The organism is Terriglobales bacterium (assembly GCA_035561515.1).
Lineage (GTDB): Bacteria > Acidobacteriota > Terriglobia > Terriglobales > Acidobacteriaceae > DATMXP01.
On sequence record DATMXP010000014.1, the window covers coordinates 78,457 to 96,861 of the forward strand.

The 18,405-nt window shown below is 59.2% G+C and carries 13 protein-coding genes; 8 read left to right on the forward strand and 5 right to left on the reverse strand.

The genetic code is table 11. The features are described from left to right. Position 1 precedes the first annotated feature (1 nt). Positions 2–4,642, forward strand: a complete 4,641-nt coding sequence (locus VN577_05510; protein ID HWR14261.1) for an MG2 domain-containing protein — start codon at positions 2–4, stop codon at positions 4,640–4,642. Further along, entirely contained in the window at positions 4,639–5,463 is an 825-nt protein-coding gene (locus VN577_05515) for a hypothetical protein (protein ID HWR14262.1), read from the forward strand. Before VN577_05510 ends, VN577_05515 begins: the two co-directional genes overlap by 4 nt. Here VN577_05515 and VN577_05520 read toward each other — a convergent pair. The 3 genes from VN577_05520 to VN577_05530 are packed head-to-tail and all read right to left on the reverse strand — an operon-like array spanning position 5,441 to position 9,119. Continuing rightward, positions 5,441–7,081, reverse strand: a complete 1,641-nt coding sequence (locus VN577_05520) for a SpoIID/LytB domain-containing protein (GenBank protein ID HWR14263.1) — start codon at positions 7,079–7,081, stop codon at positions 5,441–5,443. The genes VN577_05515 and VN577_05520 overlap by 23 nt on opposite strands. Continuing rightward, positions 7,060–7,935 carry a penicillin-binding transpeptidase domain-containing protein gene (locus VN577_05525; GenBank protein HWR14264.1) on the reverse strand — a complete coding sequence of 292 codons (876 nt, stop codon included), beginning with the start codon at positions 7,933–7,935 and terminating at the stop codon, positions 7,060–7,062. Before VN577_05525 ends, VN577_05520 begins: the two co-directional genes overlap by 22 nt. A 32-nt stretch (positions 7,936–7,967) precedes the next feature. Continuing rightward, complete coding sequence (locus tag VN577_05530) at positions 7,968–9,119, reverse strand: pyridoxal phosphate-dependent aminotransferase (protein HWR14265.1); 1,152 nt, start codon at positions 9,117–9,119, stop codon at positions 7,968–7,970. Positions 9,120–9,280: 161 nt separating this feature from the next. Between VN577_05530 and VN577_05535 the strand changes: the two genes are divergently transcribed. From VN577_05535 to VN577_05550, 4 genes are all read left to right on the forward strand, one after another. Continuing rightward, a complete protein-coding gene (locus VN577_05535; GenBank protein HWR14266.1) occupies positions 9,281–9,427 on the forward strand; it encodes a hypothetical protein in 147 nt (48 codons plus the stop codon). After that, positions 9,399–10,808, forward strand: coding sequence for a deoxyribodipyrimidine photo-lyase (locus tag VN577_05540; protein ID HWR14267.1), 1,410 nt, complete (start codon positions 9,399–9,401; stop codon positions 10,806–10,808). The genes VN577_05535 and VN577_05540 overlap by 29 nt, the downstream gene beginning before the upstream one ends. Before the next feature lie 51 nt (positions 10,809–10,859). After that, positions 10,860–11,525 (forward strand): DUF1326 domain-containing protein, encoded by a 666-nt coding sequence (locus VN577_05545; protein ID HWR14268.1) that lies wholly within the window; start codon positions 10,860–10,862, stop codon positions 11,523–11,525. 164 nt (positions 11,526–11,689) lie between these two features. After that, on the forward strand, positions 11,690–14,227 hold the full coding sequence (locus VN577_05550; GenBank protein ID HWR14269.1) for a PAS domain-containing protein: 2,538 nt from the start codon (positions 11,690–11,692) through the stop codon (positions 14,225–14,227). Positions 14,228–14,233: 6 nt separating this feature from the next. Here the strand turns inward: VN577_05550 and VN577_05555 are convergent, their stop codons facing one another. Together VN577_05555 and VN577_05560 are read right to left on the reverse strand one after the other, a co-directional pair. Beyond that, positions 14,234–15,415 carry a hypothetical protein gene (locus tag VN577_05555; protein ID HWR14270.1) on the reverse strand — a complete coding sequence of 394 codons (1,182 nt, stop codon included), beginning with the start codon at positions 15,413–15,415 and terminating at the stop codon, positions 14,234–14,236. Positions 15,416–15,541: 126 nt separating this feature from the next. Continuing rightward, entirely contained in the window at positions 15,542–16,537 is a 996-nt protein-coding gene (locus VN577_05560; GenBank protein ID HWR14271.1) for an AraC family transcriptional regulator, read from the reverse strand. A 172-nt stretch (positions 16,538–16,709) separates the two neighbouring features. On the opposite strand from VN577_05560, the gene VN577_05565 reads away from it, so the two are divergent. Then, the gene (locus VN577_05565; GenBank protein ID HWR14272.1) at positions 16,710–16,928 is read left to right on the forward strand and encodes a tautomerase family protein; all 219 of its coding nucleotides are present in this window, start codon (positions 16,710–16,712) and stop codon (positions 16,926–16,928) included. A 156-nt stretch (positions 16,929–17,084) separates the two neighbouring features. Further along, positions 17,085–18,353, forward strand: a complete 1,269-nt coding sequence (locus VN577_05570) for a vanadium-dependent haloperoxidase (protein ID HWR14273.1) — start codon at positions 17,085–17,087, stop codon at positions 18,351–18,353. Positions 18,354–18,405 lie beyond the last annotated feature (52 nt).

Consider the following 18,405-nt stretch of genomic DNA (forward strand, 5'->3'; position numbering starts at 1 on the left):
TATGCGCGCCTATCGCGCGGTTGCGCTCGCGGTTTTCGTCTTCATCTCGCTCTTATCTTTCGCACAGGAAGAGAAGGTCGGTTACTTCTCGCTGAACTCCAGCCGAACCTACGCTCCGGGCCAGAAGGTCACCGTGGACATGTGGGCCCAAAACGTCGAGACGCTCGAGTTCCGCGTCTATCGCGTCAACGACCCCGTCAAGTTCTTCAAAGATCTCGACGACGCCCACCAGTTCGGCGGCCGGGTGCCCGCTCCTCCTCACAAGCTCACCTGGCTGGAACGCTTCCACGACTGGAAGCGCGGCATCTACTCGTGGATCCGCGACTTCTTCCGCGCACAGTTCACCGCAGAGAATCGCCGTGTAATCCGTGAGCGTCGGACCGCGACCAGGCAGCAGCCGCAAACTCCCGCCCAGGTCTTCGCGCAGATACCGATCCTGAACTCGCAGCAACTCGTTGCCACGTGGAAGCAAAACGTTCCCTCCGGACGTGAACGATGGGAAACGGAAGTCGTCAATGTTCCGGTGAAGGACCGAGGCGTTTATCTGGTTGAAGCTACCGACGGCAAGCTGCGCGCCTACACCATCGTCATTGTCAGCCAGATGGCGATCGTCACCAAAACTGCTCCCGGAACCGTTCTCGCCTTCGTGGTTGACCGCCAGTCGAGCCAGCCAGTCACGAACGCGCAGACTTACTTCTTCATCAATCGCAACCAGAGTGGACAGCAAGTCACTGACAACGACGGTCTCGCCCAAATTGCCGTAACTGAAGCGCATCCCGAAAACGTGCTGGTAATGGCCCGCACCAAGGACGACTTCGCCGTCAGCTCGCCGTGGTCCTACTGGATGAGCACCGACCCGGCCCGCTCGCTCACCACTTACGTCTATACCGATCGTCCCGTCTACCGTCCGGGTGATACCGTCCACTTCAAGGCCATTCTGCGCACGCGTTCGGGATTCACCTACCAGGCTCGGGCAAATACTGAATTCAACGTCAACATCACCGACGTGGAAGGAAAAGACGTCCTCACCAAGACCGTGAAGTCTTCCTCCCTGGGAACGTTGAATGGCGAATACGCCATCCCGCTCAACGCCTCGCTTGGTGACTACAACATCCAGGTACGCCGCGGCGAATCGTACACATCGGGTGGCAGCTTCGCCGTGGAGGAATACAAGAAGCCCGAATATGAAGTTCGTGTGGTCCCTGACAGCAAACGCGTGCTGCAAGGGCAACCGATTCAGGCCACCATTGAAGCCCGCTACTACTTCGGCGAGCCGGTAGCAAACGCCAAAGTCACCTGGGTTGTCCACCAGAATCGCGTCTCAAACAGCCTGTACACCTGGGAAGACGACGAGGATTATTCCGAGTACGGTGGTGAAGGAGAAGGTGAAGGCGGCGACAGCGAGAACTATTACTACGGCGAGCAAACCGAAGAGAAGACCGGGACGCTCGACGCTGATGGCAAGTTGCGCATCTCCCTGCCCACCACCTTCGACGCGAGCAGAAAGTCGGACATCAGCTATCGCATTGAAGCTCGTGTGACCGACGAGGGTAATCGCGAGATTACTGGCCGCAACTACATCCTTGCCACATACGGCAGCTTCAAGATCGGCGCCAACCCAACCAGTTACGTGTACGAAGTCGGCAAAACCGCACAGATCAACGTCGATGCCCGCGACTACGACGGCAAGCCGATTCAGACCGCTTTTCACATCATTGTTCGTACCTGGGATTACCGCTCCCGGAGCGGTGACGAAGTTTTCGCCGCCGATGGCCAGACAGATGCCAACGGCCACGCGGAGGTCAGCATCCCGATCACCCGAGGCGGTTCGCTGCGCGCGATCGTAACCGCCGCCACTCCGGAAAATCGGCAACTCGAAGACACTGCTTACCTGTGGGTTCCCGACCGCAACTGGTATTGGGGAGGCTCAAGCGAACGCATCCAGATTGTCCCCGACCAGAAGTCTTACAAGCCCGGGGACACCGCGAAACTTCTCATCATGGCCGGTCCCGATCCCGTAAGTATTCTCGTGACCACTGAAGGCATGGGACTTCACAGCCGTCAGGTCATCAGGAGCAAGGGCGGGCCCATCACCGTTGATGTCCCGGTTCGTACGGAATACGCGCCCAACTTCTTCGTCAGCGCCGCTTACATCAAGGACAACGCGCTGCACACCGGATCGAAGAGCATCAATGTTCCGCCTGATGCCTACAAGCTGAACGTTCAGATTCAGCCTTCGAAACCGCAGTTCCAGCCCGGCGAAGCAGCCTCATACACCATTGTTGCCAAAGACTCGAATGGCAAACCGGTCAGCGGCGAGTTCAGTATTGGTGTGGTTGACGAAGCCATTTACGCGATTCGTCCGGAAGCCACCACCGATATCCTGAAGTTCTTCTACGGACGCACTTTCAATCGGGTGAACACCGACAGCTCGCTCTCGTACTACTTCCGTGGCGAGGCCGGCAAGAAGCAGATGCGTCTCGCCGAAGTGAAGCGGCGCAACTGGCTGGCACAGATTAAGCCCGAGCGACTCGTTCAACCTAAGATCCGCAAGGCATTTCCCGACACCGCCTTCTGGGTCGCCGACGTCCGTACTGGAGCCGATGGCCGTGCCACCGTGAAATTCAGCTTCCCCGATTCGCTCACTGCATGGCGAGCGACCGCACGCGGCGTCACCGCCGACACCAAAGTCGGCAGCGCCGTCGAGAAGGTGATCGTTCGCAAGAACGTCATGGTGCGCCTGGTCGTGCCCCGCTTCTTCCGGCAGGGCGATCAGGTCACAATCTCGGCAATCGTCCACAACTATTTGCCTGCGGCAAAAATGGCACGCGTCTCCATGGACCTGAAAGGCCTGCAAGTGCTGGAAGGCTCCACGCGAGACGTGAATGTTCCCAGCCGCGGCGAAGTGAAAGTCGACTGGCGCGTGAAGGCCGACAATGTTCTCCAAAGCACCGTGCTCGCCAAGGCGCTCACCAATGAAGAGTCCGATGCCATGGAGTTGTCGCTGCCTGTCATCCCCTATGGCGTGAAGATGGCGGTTCCGCAGTCTGGTTCGCTCAACAGCACCACTGGCGAGATCACCCAGGAGATCAACTTCCCGCAGCGCAGCGAACCCAGCGGACGCTTCCTGCAAGTCGATCTGTCACCCTCTGCCGCCGGTGCCATCTTCGGCGCGTTGCAATACCTCACTTCTTATCCGTACGGCTGCACCGAGCAGACGATGTCCAGTTTCCTTCCCAACATCATCGTGGCCGATGCGGTGAAACAACTCGGCTTGAAGCCGCAGATGGACGAGAAGGAACTAAACGCCAAAATCGAAGCCGGTCTGAAGCGTCTCTATGACTATCAGCACGAAGACGGTGGTTGGGGATGGTGGCAAACTGACGATAGCCACGTGTTCATGTCTACCTATGTGCTCGCCGGATTGAGCCAGGCAAAGCAGGTCGGGTACAACGTTGAGCAGGACCGCGTCACTCGCGCGCAGGGCTGGGTCAGGCAAACCTTCGATAACGATAAGAAGATCATTGCCGACCTTCGCGCCTACATGGCCTATTCGCTCATGCTGAGCGGAGCTAACGACAAGGCCATCCTCGACTCGGTTTGGAAGCAGCGTTCAGAACTTAGCCCTTATGGCGCCGCCATGCTCGGCCTCGCCATGGATCTCGTGAAAGATTCGCGTACAACGGAGCTTGCCACAATCGTAGAGAAAGGCGCCGTCACCGACGAGCAAACGGCGCACTGGAGCTTGAACCGCGATCCAATGCTCGACTTCGAGACCGACGCCAGCCCAGAAGCGACAGCGTTCGCCGCGAAGTTCCTCAGCAAAGTCCGGCCGGAAAGCGCGCTGCTTCCAAAGGCCGCATTCTGGCTGGTCATGCATCGCAACGAGGGATACTGGTGGAACTCGACGAAGCAAACTGCTTTTGTCGTGTACGGGCTCACGGACTTCTTGAAGCAGAGCGGGGAACTGAAGCCCAGCTTTTCCGTCGAGGTGCTGGTCAACGACCGTCAGATCATCTCGCACCGCTTCACCGAAGCCGATGCGTTTGGAGCCAGCGCCGTCATGCTTCGCCTTACCCCCGAACAACTCGGGCAGAACAACCGTGTCATCATCCGGAAGAAGGGGCAGGGCCGCCTCTACTGGTCGCTGCGCGGCGAGTACTACTCCGACGAGAAGAAGCTCACGAATGTGGGCTCCTTCAACCTGACGCTCGCGCGCGAGTACTTCAAGCTCTCTCCCGTGCGCGAAAACGGCTCGGTGAAGTACAAGCTGGAATCGCTAAGTGGGCCGGTGCAGGTCGGTGACACGCTCGCTGTGCGGCTTACCGTCTCCGGTTCTGATTGGAAGTACCTGATGATCGAGGACCCGATTCCACCCGGCACCGAGTTCATCGAGCACGACAACCTATATACGCTGAAAGATCAGCCTCGCTGGTGGAGTTGGTACTTCACGCGACGTGAGTTCCACGACGACCGTGCCGCATTCTTCACCACCTACTTCTGGCGTGGCGCCCGCGAATATGTGTACATGCTGAAGGTGGTGAACCCCGGCGTGTTCCGCGTGAGTCCGGGCAAAGTGGAACCGATGTACCAGCCGTCCTATTTTGCGACTAGCGATCCGCTGACGCTGGAGGTCAAATGAACCCCCGCATGACTGATTTCGAACGTGATTCGCTCCTGGCAGTCCTGCACAGTAAGGGTGTATGGCTGATTCACGTCATTGTGAATGCCCTGCTAATACTGTCGTTTTTCTATTGGACACGCATTCCCGACGAGCGCGGATGGCAGTTCACCATGAGCGTCATCAGCGGCCTGAGCATCGTCTTCATCACCCTCTGGCTGCACAGCGCCACCTTCGATTACTTCCGCCTGGCACCGCGATCGTTCAAAGTGTCGCTTCGTCGTGCCGTGACGCGCATTCCAGCGTTTCTGGTTTGGACCTTGATCTTCGGATTTGTGCTCTGGGCCATCTCGTTGCTCTGGAACTACGACGAGCAGATCGGGGCCTGGGCCCGCCACACATTTCCTGAATTCCTGCGGCGCCAGATCAGTCCGCGCTCAGTAATCTCCGCCGCCAACGGAGCGGTCTTCTTCCTCTGCTTCTTCCTCTGGCCAATCTTCTTTGTCCCGGTCGGGGCGCAGGTTGCGACTCGCGGGCTTCGCGGTTTCTTCACGGCTGCCGCTTTCCGTCCCGTGAGGGAACTGCGCTTCTGGATCGCCTACGCCGTCTGCTTCGTCATCGGCGCATATCTGCCCTACCGGCTCGCTTGGATGACGCCCGACAAGCCTTCGTCGCTGAATGCACAAACCTGGAGCATGGTGATGCGACTCGGGTTGGGGTACCTGTTGTTGGTGACTGCGTGGCTGGTACTGTGTGCCGCGATCATGCGGGCGAGCGAAGGAGAAACGGAAACAAGCGTGGAACCGGAAACGGAACCGGTTACTGCGTCGCCGACAAAGTAGGCACTCCAGACTTCACCCAGTCGAGCACCTTCGGCAGTCCATACCGTTGAACCGCGTCGGCAACCGCACTGGCGCAATCCCGGTATGCCGCTCTCATCTCGGCCTCCGTGCGTAGAGAGTGTAGCCGCCGCTCCAGCGCAACAACGTCAACTTTCGCGGGCCGCGCTGTTGCCCGATTGCTCAAGTAGATGGCAAGACCTTCCCGCAGCCACAGCGGCGAATCACCTCGCGCCTGCGATTCAATCAACATATGCAGAAACTCGTGTCGCAGCGTCGACTCCAGCGCCCCCGTCCGCTGCAATGTGCTCAGTGGCTGTAAACGAATCACGTTGCCCCTTGTGCTTGCGGCCACCCATCCGGGTTCTCCCGTTGCGTCGCGATAAATTCCGATCGTCGGATAGACCTTCACCTGTGGACGCCCGCTCACCTTCCACGGCGTCGCGTTCTGCGCGAAGCTGAATGCGCGTTCCACTACTGGAATCAGTGTTGCAGCGTCATTGCGGTTGGTGGTGACGACATCCACCGATGCCCCCGGCAACTTCTCCCATGCCAGCCCTTGCGCGTTCAGTCCGAGCGCAGTTCCCGGATAGTAGTACGCAAGGATCTCGCGATAGCTCTTGCCTCTCGCGCCCATCGCATCGGCTCCGGTCTGGCACAGACCCACACCATGTCCCTGTCCGCGCCCCCGGAATGCAATACGATCTCCGCGATCTTCCATCTGGTAGAGGTCACTTCGAATCTTGTCCCATCCAAGAGCACGCCCAATCCCCAGGCGAAAATCCACGGCGCTCATCGGTCGCCCATTCACCAGCACCTTCGCCGTCCGCCCCGAACCTGTCCGTTCCGCCACGCTCAGCGTATTCACCGGACGCCCAAGCGCGCGAGCCAGATCGGCCTTCGCGATCTCCGCCCGCCACTCATCCGTGCGCGAGCAGTAGTCGTCCTGATGCCGTCGCAGGTAGGGCGCGCGCAACGTGGGTTCCAGCGCACTCGCGTCCTCCAGTTCGCCGCCGCAACTCCGGTGATAGTACGTAGCGGCCGGCCTTCCTTCGAACCACAATAGTTCACCTTCGGTGGCAGAGACAGCAGCGCGCATTCGCGCCGACTCGTTCCCCAATCGGACATCCTGACAGTGCGTCGTATCGCAGAAGTCAAAGCCTTCCAGTTTGTGTCGCGAGCCGAACCTCATCGCGTAAGTACGGGCTGCCACTGCCATCGACTTCAGCGCTTCATCCGACTTGAATCCGCCGCTCTCGCCCTGTAATACGGCAGTGACGTAATCTTCCAGCGGCATTGTCAGCGTCAAGAGCAGCACGCCCTGGCGTGATTCAACCTTCATTTCATCGCGCGTGACAAATGCCGGAAAGCCCGCCCCCGAAATTCTCGCCGCTCCCGAAAGTGTGAAACTGCTCGCTGACGCGCCGCTCACTTCAACCGGCGCTCGCATCGCTTTGCCTTGCCAGGTTGCTCCCACCGGCTCAACGAGGATCTTCTCCGGCGGATGCTGCCAGAACAGTCGCACCTTCACCATTCGCTGCTGTGCCTCGGCTGACACGCAAGCCAGCAACAGACACACCGTAGCGAACGCTACCTTCATCACCTTGCGCTCTGCTTCCATGCTTCGAAGATTTCACCTGCAATCGGAGCCGCATCGCCCGGCCCTGTTCCGCGCTCCAGGAAAACGACGACCGTCACTTGCGGCTTGTCCGCTGGCGCGTATCCCGCGAACCACGCGTTTGTCCACGATCCGCCCTCTGTTCTCGAAGTGCCTGTCTTTCCTGCGACTTTCATTCCCTTTGGCGACGCCAGTCTTCCCATGCCGTACTCGGTCGAAGCCTCCAGTCCGGCGAATACCGTTCGCTCCGCCTTCCTCGCATCGGTCGAGGTACGCCGTAACGCAAGCGACCGAAACGCGGTCAGCAGTTCCAGCGGCGTGATCTTCATCTCGCCTTCGCCGATAGCCTGCAACTTGCGTTCCTCATCGGTTCGCGCCAGTTTGATCGATCCTGTCGCCTCACCCTTCTGCAATCCGGTCGCCGAAGTGAACCCCGCCTTCGCAAACGCCTGCCGCAACTCCTCCGCCGTGAGGCGCGATCCTGAAGTCGCAAAGTAGTCATTGCACGAATACGCCAGCGCCGATACCGCCTGCAATGCGCCCGACTCCGGATGCGAACACGAAAGATTGTGCCTCCCAACGCGCAGGTTCCGGCGGCACACAAACGACTCATTCGCGCGCACCTTGCCACTCTCGATTAGCGACAATAGCGTGAAGACCTTGAAGGTCGAACCCGGCCTTGCGAGCCGTCGAGCCGCGACTTCCGGGTGATAGGAGGCGAGGATTTTCCCGGAAGCGACGTTCATCACTACAGCCGTCCCCGAGCGCCCGCGCATCAACCGCGCCAGAGCCGCTTCCAGATCGGCGCCAAAACACGAAGGAATCAGAAAGAGAATGACTGCGAGCAGCCGGATCACGCCGTGATTCTAACGCGGCCCGTCTATGGAGTTCACAGCTTCCGTAAACGCTCGCATGCATTTTCCAGATCGGATTGGGTTTTCGCGAAACAGAACCGGATCAGATTCTCGCCGGCGTCATCGTGATAGAACGCCCCGCCCGGCACTGTCGCCACGCCGGTCTTCTCCAGCAGGTACATCGATTTTGCCTTGCTGCTGTTGCCCGGCAGCTTCGACGCATCCGACAGAACGTAATACGCGCCGCTGGGAACGCTGGGCGTCAGCCCCACCTCATCCAGCGTCGAGCAGATCAGGTCTCGCTTCTTCGCGTACTCCGTCCGCAGTTCTCGATAGAAATCATCCTTCAGCAGCGCAATCCCCGCGGCCACCCCATGTTGCAGCGGTGCCGGTGCGCACACGTAGCACAGATCGCTGTAGTACCCGATCGCATGGGCCCACCTCGCATCGGCCACTGCATACCCGATGCGCCAACCCGTAATGCTGAACGTCTTCGAGTATCCGGAAATCGTGATCGTGCGGTCTCTCATCCCGGGTAATGTGGCCATGCTCAGGTGTTGCAGGTCGTCATAAAGGAAGTACTCGTAAATCTCGTCCGTGATCACAAACAGGTCGTGCTTTTTCGCCAACTCCGCGATCGTCTCCAGTTCCGTACGACTGAACACTCTTCCCGACGGATTCGCCGGGGAGTTCACCACAATCGCGCGCGTTCTCGGCGTGATCGCCTTCTCCACGTCCTCCGGCCAAAACTTCCAGTCCGGCGCTTTCAGAGTCACATACACCGGGACCGCGTCCACCGAGAGCACTGTATGCAGGTGATATCCGTAATAAGGTTCGAAAAGGATCACCTCGTCTCCCGGATTCAGCAGCGCCAGGCACGCGCAGTAGAACGCGCCCGTCGATCCCGCCGTCACCACCACTTCCTTTTCCGGATCGCAACCCACTCCGTTGAAGTCCAGCATCTTGCGCGCAATCTGCTGCCGCAGCGGATGTACCCCATCCAGTCGCGTATACGAGTTATGCCCCAGTTCAATCGCCTGCTCTGCCGCCTGCCGCACCTCGATCGGAACAGGTGTATCGCACACACCCTGCGCCAGGTTCACACCGCAAACCTTCTCGCACTCCACCGACATCACACGTATTTCCGACTGCGCAATCCGCCCCGCGCGGGCACTTAATGACGGCATCCCCACACTCCTGCTATCGAGCTTAGCAAAATGCTGATTTGACCGTCGCGAAAGAACCTGCCCTCCCCTTTGCCGGTAGCGAACTCCATCTGGCGAGAGCGTTCATTTATTGAACATTCATCAAATTCGCTTACTCTAAAGTTGAAGGTGAGAGGTATCGTATGGAGCGCAACGACCGTCACAAAGTCCACGAACTTGATCCGGTCACTTTCTTCATTGTGACCGAACTTATGCGTGAAGAACGCATCGAATCAGGAACGGAGGAGAAGGCGATTTCCTTTGAAGAGTTCGCCAAACAAGTCGCTTGAAGACCTCGCCCGTGACCCTCGCCTGACCATTCGCCGTCGCGGCGCGCCGGTACCCGGTGGGTGCTGTGTCGTCTACTGGATGCAGCGTTCGCAACGCGGCTTCGACAATCCCGCTCTCGACGTCGCCGTCCACGCCGCCAACGCCCTGAATCTCCCGGTGGTCGCCTATTTTGCGCCGGTCCCGTTTTATCCCCACGCCAATCTTCGCGCCTACGCATTCCTCGCTCAAGGCATTCCGGACATCGCCTCCGATCTCGCAGTTCGCAACGTCGGCTTCGTTCTTCGTCGCTATCCTGATCACAGCCTGCTCCGCTTCTGCGACGAAGTTAACCCCGCGCTCGTTGTCGGAGATGAAAATCCCCTTCGCGAGCCCAACCAGTGGCGCACCATCGCGTCCAGGAAACTCAAGGTCCCGCTCTGGACCGTCGACTCCGACGTTATCGTCCCCAGCAAGCTCTTCGAGAAAGCGCAATACGCCGCTTACCATTTCCGTCCACGCCTCAAATCTCTTCTCGACCAATTCCTCCTACCCTGCGACAACCCTAAGGCCCGAGTGAAATGGACTCCACCCAACCGTTTTCGCTCCCTGCCTGTCGACTTCGACATTCTCGACGAATGGCCGATTGATCGTTCTGTCAGCCCGGTATCGTCGTTCAAAGGTGGTTCCAGCGAGGCCCGTCGCCTGCTCAAGGAATTTCTCGCGGACAAGCTTCGCGGTTATGCCGAACGCCGAAACAAACCCGAACTCGACGCCACCACTCGACTCTCTCCTTACCTGCATTTCGGGCATCTCAGCCCGCTCACCATCATGCTCGCGGCTCGCAACGCCGATGCGCCCGCCGAAGACAAAGACTCGCTCTTTAACGAATTAGTGGTCTGGCGCGAACTCGCTATCAACCTTTGCTGGTTCAATCCGCTCTACGACTCCTTCGAAGTCGCCGAACCCTGGGCCCACCGCACTCTGCTCGACCATGCCCAAGACCCGCGCCCCGTCGTCTACACCGAGCGCCAACTCGAGAACGCAGAAACCCACGACGAACTCTGGAATGCCGCCCAGCGCCAGATGGTCACCCACGGCTGGATGCACAACGTGATGCGCATGTACTGGGCCAAGAAGATTCTCGAATGGACGAACTCCCCCGCGCAGGCGCACCAGATCGCCATCGCTCTCAACGACAAGTACTTCCTCGATGGACGCGACCCCAATGGCTATGCCGGCGTCGCCTGGGCCATACTGGGAAAGTTCGATCGCCCCTGGTTCGAGCGCCCCATCTTCGGGAAGATCCGCTACATGTCTCAGGCCAGCACGGGCAAAAAGTTCAACAGCAAGCTCTATATCGAGCAGAACAGCGGACCAGAGCTTCAAAAAGCCCTCTTCTAGCTTTTGCGTCTCCCCCAAACTTGCGAGAGAATAGAGTCAATAGGGTGAGGTATGGCTGTGAAGAAGCTTCTCTTTGTGCTCTTGCTGTTCGTCGTTCCTTCCGTTTTTGCCCAGCAGATCAGTGGCGACTACATTGAAACCCGTACGGCCGACGTCTACACCGGCGCGTGCTTCGCCAACGGGGAAGTGAACTTGATGGGCAACGAAGCCATCATGGGCTGGCGTGTCACCAACGGTTCATGGGACGGCGTTAAGCTCGACGGCCTCTCCGCTGTTGCCGTAGTACGGGCTAAGGCCACTCTTGGCGATCCTTATGCGAACCCATATCCCGCCAAGTCGGTGCTCGTTATCGACGATCAGGCCTCACCGCAGCAGCGTGCCGCGCTGATCAATTTCGTTCACCACATGACCGGCAAGCTCACTGACGACGTGGAGCGGGTTGTTGACGCACCCGTGGATCTCTCGGTTGCGCAAAGTCACGATCGCCACGGTAAAGCTTTGTTGCGTGCCGGTAATTTTGTGACCGTGCAAACACGTCCGCTGAACGGAAACGATCACATCTGCGGAAACGAAGAAACCTACTATCCGCCGCTTACAAAGACCACGCATGCCATGCCGGTGGTTGCCATGAAGGACGAATACCAGGGACCGGGCCTGAATGCCAATTGGTCGAACAGCGGCAAACGCAGTGCATTTGTCGGTACGTTCGCGAGGTAGTTTCGTTAACGCTTCCGGCTACTCTGCTGTTTGGGGCCCTCACGTACAACAAGTTCCCAGCAGTCCGCATCTACTCAGACTTCGGGCTGCTGGTACTCCATTCTCCTGCTGCTCTCTTGTCGGGCCTCAAAATTCACGCACGTTTTACTACATGTCTGTAATAAATGAATGAGCATCAAAATCTCTTCGTAGGCGGCGGCGAAATGGGCGCGCTGATGCGCTCGCTCGATTGGTCGCGTACGAAGCTTGGGCCGCCCGAGAATTGGCCTCACTCCCTTCGCATTGCCCTCCGAATTCTCCTTGGCTCCGGCTACCCCATGTACATCGCGTGGGGTCCCGAGTTTACCCAGTTTTACAACGACGGCTACCGTCCCATTCTCGGCAAGACCAAGCATCCCGCCGCGCTTGGCATCGGCACGCCGGAAACGTTCAGGGAAATCTGGGATTTCATCGGTCCCATGTTCCACCGCGTCTTGGCCGAAGGGGAAGCCACCACACTCATCGACCAGTGCCTCTTTCTTGATCGCAACGGATACATCGAAGAGTGTTACTACACCTTCTCCTACAGTCCCATCCCTCATGACGACCCTGAGAAAGTTGGCGGCGTTTTTGTCACCGTCATTGAAGTCACCGAACGCTTGATCGAGGAGCGTCGTCTTCGCACTTTGAGCGATCTTGCCGCCCGCACCTCTGAAGCGCGAACCGAGCAGCAGGCTTGCAAACTTGCCGCGGAAATCCTGGAGAACAACCTTCAAGATGTACCGTTCAGCTTGATTTTTCTGAACGACGCCGCTGGTGATTGGAAGCTCGCTGCTACTTCGGGCTGTGCTCAGGCATCTGGCACTCTCTTCGAAAATTCCGCTTGGCCACTTGCAGCAGAGCCGCGGGAAAATGCGATTGTCACCGATCTCGTTTCACGGTTCGGCAAAGTTCCTCTTGGTGCCTGGAACGTGCCGCCGCACAGTGCAGCCGTCCTGCCCGTCATTTCGACCGGTCAGCATCACCCGAACGCCTACCTCGTCGCCGCTATCAACCCTCACAAGGAGTTTGACGTTTCGTACCGGCGTTTCTTTGAACGCGTTGCCGGCCAGATCGCCAGTAGCATCGCCGACGCTCACGCCTACCAGGAAGAACGGAGGCGTGCGGAAGCCCTCGCTCGCGACGTCACTGAAAAGAAGCTTGCGCAGGAATCCCTCAAGATCGCCCACGACCGGCTCGCCCTCGCGCAGCAGACGGCAAACCTCGCAACCTGGGATTGGAACCTCATCGACGGTTCCATCACCTGGGCTGATAGTAGTGCACCCGTCTATGGCTCGCCGGTTTCCGAGATGACGCCGATCCAGAAGTGCGTGGACCGCGTCGTCGAAGAAGACCGCCTTGCAACCATGCGAGCTCTCCAGCACGCCATCGATAACCGTTCCGAGTACAACCACGAGTTCCGCGTGCGTTGGCCCGACGGCTCCATTCACTGGCTCGTCGGACGCGGTCGCGCCATCTACGACGAGGCCGGCCGGCCAATTCGCGTGCTAGGCATCAACTGGGACATCACAGCGCACAAGCTGGTCGAAGCCGAGCTCTCCAGTGAACGACGCCGGCTCATTGAACTCTTCCAGCAGGCGCCGGCGTTCATCGCCGGTTTGCGCGGGCCTGACTTCGTATTCGAACTGACGAACGCCTCATACCAGCAACTCATCGGCAACCGTCAGGTTATAGGTAAACGCATGCGCGACGCATTGCCCGAGGTCCAAAGTCAGGGTGTGCTTCACCTGCTTCAGAAGGTTTACGAAACAGGTGAGCCCTATGTCGCCCAAGGCTTCCGGCTCGAGATCGATCGCACGCCAGGACAGCCGCTCGAAGAGCGCTTCCTCGATTTCGTATATCAGCCGGTACGCGACAGTAAAGGACAGGTCTCCGGCATCATTGCGCTCGGCATCGACGTCACCGAACGCCGTCGTGCCCAGGAGGCACTCGTGCGTAGTGAAAAGCTGGCCGCCGTCGGACGCCTCGCCGCTTCCATCGCCCACGAGATCAACAATCCTCTCGAGGCCGTAACCAACCTTCTTTACCTCATCGAAAACACGGAGTATCACGACGAGACGAAGCGTTACGCCGCCTTGGCCGATCAGGAACTTAAGCGTGTGTCACAGATCGCGACGCAAACGCTCCGTTTCCATCGTCAATCCACAGCCCCATCCCGCACCAATCTCTCCAACGTAGTTCAGTCTCTGCTCCCGCTCTTCCAGGGACGCCTCAGCAACACCGGCATCGTCATCGAGAAATCCATGCGGGCCACCTCGCCCGTTTTCTGTCTCGATGGAGAAATTCGCCAGGTCTTCAGCAACCTCATTGGTAACGCGATCGATGCCATGCCCAACGGTGGATATCTGATGATTCGCACGCGCGACGGCTACCGCCACAGCGATGGCCGGGGCGGCGTCTTTGTCACCATCGCTGACACGGGTCTCGGCATGACCCCCGGCGTCAAGAGCCGTCTCTTCGACGCCTTCTTCACTACCAAGCAGGGAACCGGTACCGGACTCGGCCTATGGATTTCTAAGGGCATCATTGACAAGCACGATGGCACCATTCAGTTCCGCAGCTCCCAAGCCCGGGGCGCCCACGGCACCGTCTTCCGAGTGTTTCTACCCTATGAAGCGATTATCGTCGAAGCCCCGGCCCACAACATGGCCGTCGGCTTCTGATTCCCCTTACTGCACCGTCAGGTTTACCTTGTCGAGCCAGACGTTATACGGCTGCTGTGCGAAGTTGCCGTCCATCTGGAATGCCACATCGATGCTTTCCATCGTCCAGACGGGCTCGTTCGAGTAATACAGGTCCAGCGGATACTTCTTGTCCGCCACCGTTACGCTGATGTAGTGCACCTGGTTATCGACGCGTTCAAACTCCCACACCAGGTGTATCCACGTGTTCGCCGGAAACGGCACACAAGGAACATTCGTCGGTTGCCATCCGAGATTTCCGTCCCACACGTCCCATTTGCCGCTGCCCCTGAAGTTGCACTCCGTCCCGAACACCCATCGACGGTTGTTGAACGCCTGGTTCACGTCGAACTCCAGCGCTTGCGGCAGGTCTGGATTATCGATCATGAAGTACATGTCGTACGTGAAACGTGTCGGGAACGAGCCTCCGCCTAGGAACTTCGTCCACAACGCGTTCGAGTATCCCTTCGGACCACCTATCGTGAGCTTCGCCGACGCTCCGCTCATCGACGGCGTGCTCTGGTTCTCTGTCATCGTGGATTCCGCATTTCCCAGCCCCGCAGCACAAAGCTGGCCTGCCCTCGGATGTCCCGCGGGAAACAACGCCGAACAGAACTCCCAATTCGGAATCTTCTGTATGTCAGCGATCGTGTACGGTTGTGCCGATGCGACATTCAGCGAGAACGACGTGCTCGCATTGTTGCCGCTCTTGTCTGTCGCCACGATCACCACGGTATGTGTTCCGGGCGACATGAAGACCAGCGAGTCCAGCGTGTTCCAGAACGTGAACTGCTGGGGGCTGTCGTCTACATACACCCGCATGTAGGCGATATTCTTCATCGTCGTTGACGCCACGATATGCGCCGGCGAACTCACCGACGCCCCATTCGCCGGACTCGATACACACACCGACCCTGCCGCTGTTGTTCCCGGCTGCGGTGCCGGTATCGGCGCTGCCGGAGGCATCGGAGCCACCCCGGTCATCGGTCCCTGGCTGATCGCCGATGTCACCTGCGGACACGACGAAGCGCTCGGCGGATTATTAGCTCCACCCGGATTTGGATTCGCATTGCCGTTGTTGTTCGAAGGTTCCGGATTTCCGCCGCATCCGGCAAACACCGCAACAAAGGAAAGTGTCAGCACGAACAGACCAGCTCGTAGCAATTGCACAGGAAACCGCCTTGTAATGGGGATCAGCCTGTGTTTTAGAAGGTGTGATCTGCTTCTGGAGATGTCAGCTGCTCAACCGGCAACTCTCGTGCCAGCCGACTAAGCACTCTTTCGTAGTACTAAAGCTTATTGAACCGATGCCGCCGAAGCCCGTTTGGCCTTCTTCGTCTGAACGCGGAACCGGGCCGGAGGCATGCCGTACTCGCGTTTAAAAGCTCTGTTGAACGCCGGCTCCGACTCATACCCCACCTCATCCGCGATCTGCGCCACGCTGTAGCTTGTCGAGTGCAGCATCTGCGCGCCCAGTTGCAGCCGCCAGCGCATCAGGTACGTCATCGGAGGCTCTCCCAGGAAATGCCGGAACCTCTCCGCCAGCACCGAGCGCGACGCCCCCACCTCTTTCGCCACCTCAGCGATCGTCCACGAACGCGCCGGCTCACGGTGCAGAAACGCCAGCGCCTGTCCGACGAGCGGATCGCGTGCCCCGGCCAGCCAGCCCGTCTGCTCACCCGGCAACTCCATCATGTATCGTCGCAGTGTTTCCACGAATAACGCCTCCGACAACTTCGCCAGCACCGCGTCTCCGCCTGCGCGCTCTTCCGCCGCTTGCTCCGCCGAAAACTTGATCGATCCTTCCAGCCACTTTCCCGCGTCATCGTTGCGGATGTTCACCTTGAACAGTGGTGGCAGTCCGCCAAGGAATCCCTTGCTCAACTCGCGGTCGCATTCCATATACCCGCAGACGAACCTCGTCGGTTCGCCGCCGCCACCCGCGCGTGCTAGTTTCATGCCGCGCCCGAACACGCGCTTCATCTGACCTTCGCTGCCGCCGATCATCTCCATCGGCGATCCATTGAAGATCGTGTGCGCATCTCCATGCGGGAACACCACGATGTCCCCGGGAATCAGTGGAATTCTGCACGTGTCGTCGTCCGTCTTCGCCGTCGCGCGTCCTTCCGTCACCAGGTGGTAGATGATGATGTGCTTCGTCCCCTTACCCAGAAAGCTCGCGATGTTGCACGATTGTGGCGAACGAAATCCCCATGGCGCCGTGAACTCGGCGTTGTAGAAGACTGCGCCTTCCATCTTCACTGCATTTAACACTTCTGAAAGTGCATCCATGGTGGGGTCGGACTCCCGGCAAAGGTTTTCGGACGCCGGGTCAACTATTCCCACATCCTATCGTGCCCCAGTCAATTTAACCAGACGCCCTGCAAAGTGCGCCCCGTCCCTTCACGGCACACTGCTTCTCGTAGCGGGTCACCGCTGTTAGCACAAACCAAGGAGAGTTGATATGCCGCTGATCGAAGTCAAGTTAATCGAAAACGTTTTCACCCCCGAGCAGAAGAAACAGATGATCACCAAGCTCACCGATGCCATGGTCGCCGTCGAAGGCGAAAACATGCGCCCCGTCACCTGGGTCATCATCGAGGAAATCCGCGGCGGCGACTGGGCTCTGGGCGGTAAAGCCCTCAGCGCAGCCGACGTCCACGCCATCGCCGCTGGCAAATGAAACAACTTCTCTGCCTGGGGGCCAATCGCCCTCGGGCAGACCGCCGTGGATTCGTAGGTTCGTGATGTACGCAGCAATGACGGCATCGCGTTGCACTCCGCGGCCACACCGCCGTATCACGAAATTCAGATAGCGCATTGCGCAGGAGAAAAAACGATGTTCGCCAGAAGAAGCAAAGTCTTTTGTTCCACCCTCATCTTGATCGCTGCTTTCGCCCTCACCGCTGTGCCGGCGCAGGCAGATACCGCCAGCGAATGGATCCAGGTCGCCAACGACACGGTTCTCGCCGGCGGCACCAACCCGCTTGTCACCACCCGTGTCATGGGCATCGTCGGCGCGTCCATGTTCGACGCCCTCAACGGCATCGAGCGCCGCTATACCCCCATCCACGTTACGCCCGACGCACCCTTCGGGGCCTCGCGTCGTGCTGCCGTCATCCAGGCCGCTTACACCGCGCTCGTCGCCATGTACCCGAATCAGCAGGGCACGCTCACCATCAAGCGCGAAGCCGCTTTAGCCGCGCTTACCAACGGTGGTAATGGCGGTGTCTCCGTCGCGCGCGGACTCGAGTGGGGAGAGCACGTCGCCAACCAGATCCTCGCTTGGCGCGCCACTGACGGCTTCACCCCCGCGCCTCCGCCTTACACCGGGTCCACTGAGATCGGCAAGTGGCGTCCCACTCCTCCGGGCCTCGCCCCCGGCGCTGCGCCTCAGTTCGCAACCATGACGCCGTGGTTCATGACCGCCCCCAGCCAGTTCCGTCCGTCCGCGCCTCCGTCGCTCGACAGCGCCGCTTATGCCGACGCCTACAACGAAGTCAAAACCATCGGCGAACTCACTTCATCCACCCGCACCGCCGAGCAAACCTACGTCTCATTCTTCTGGAGCGGCAACACCACGCTCTATTGGAATCGCATCGCCCGTCAGGTTGCGGCCCAGCGTGAACTGAGCCTCTCGCAGGAATCGCTGCTCTTCGGCACGCTCAACGTCGCCATCGCCGACGCCGGCATCGCCTGCTGGGACGCCAAGTACTACTACAGCGCGTGGCGCCCGGTCACGGCCATCCCGCTCGCCGATCAGGACAGCAATCCCGCCACCGACGCTCAACTCGGCTGGACTCCGCTCCTCACCACGCCCGCTCACCCCGAGTTCCCCTCCGGACACTCGACCCTCAGTGGTGCAGCCGCCGCCGTGCTGATCAAGTACTTCGGAGACAGCGCCAACTTCTCCGTCGCATCGGAAGTCCGTCCCGGAACGCGCTCGTTTACGTCGTTCACCGACGCTCTTCTCGAGAACAACGACTCTCGCATCTTCGGCGGAATTCACTATCGCCCGGCGTGCACCGTCGGCAACCAGATCGGCGCATCCGTCGCCAACCACGTCATGCAGACCGGCTTCCAGCGTCTGCGCGGCAACACCGACTAACGATTCTCCTCTAAACGGCAGTACCCTTACGCACACCCCTGAGCCTCGTGCT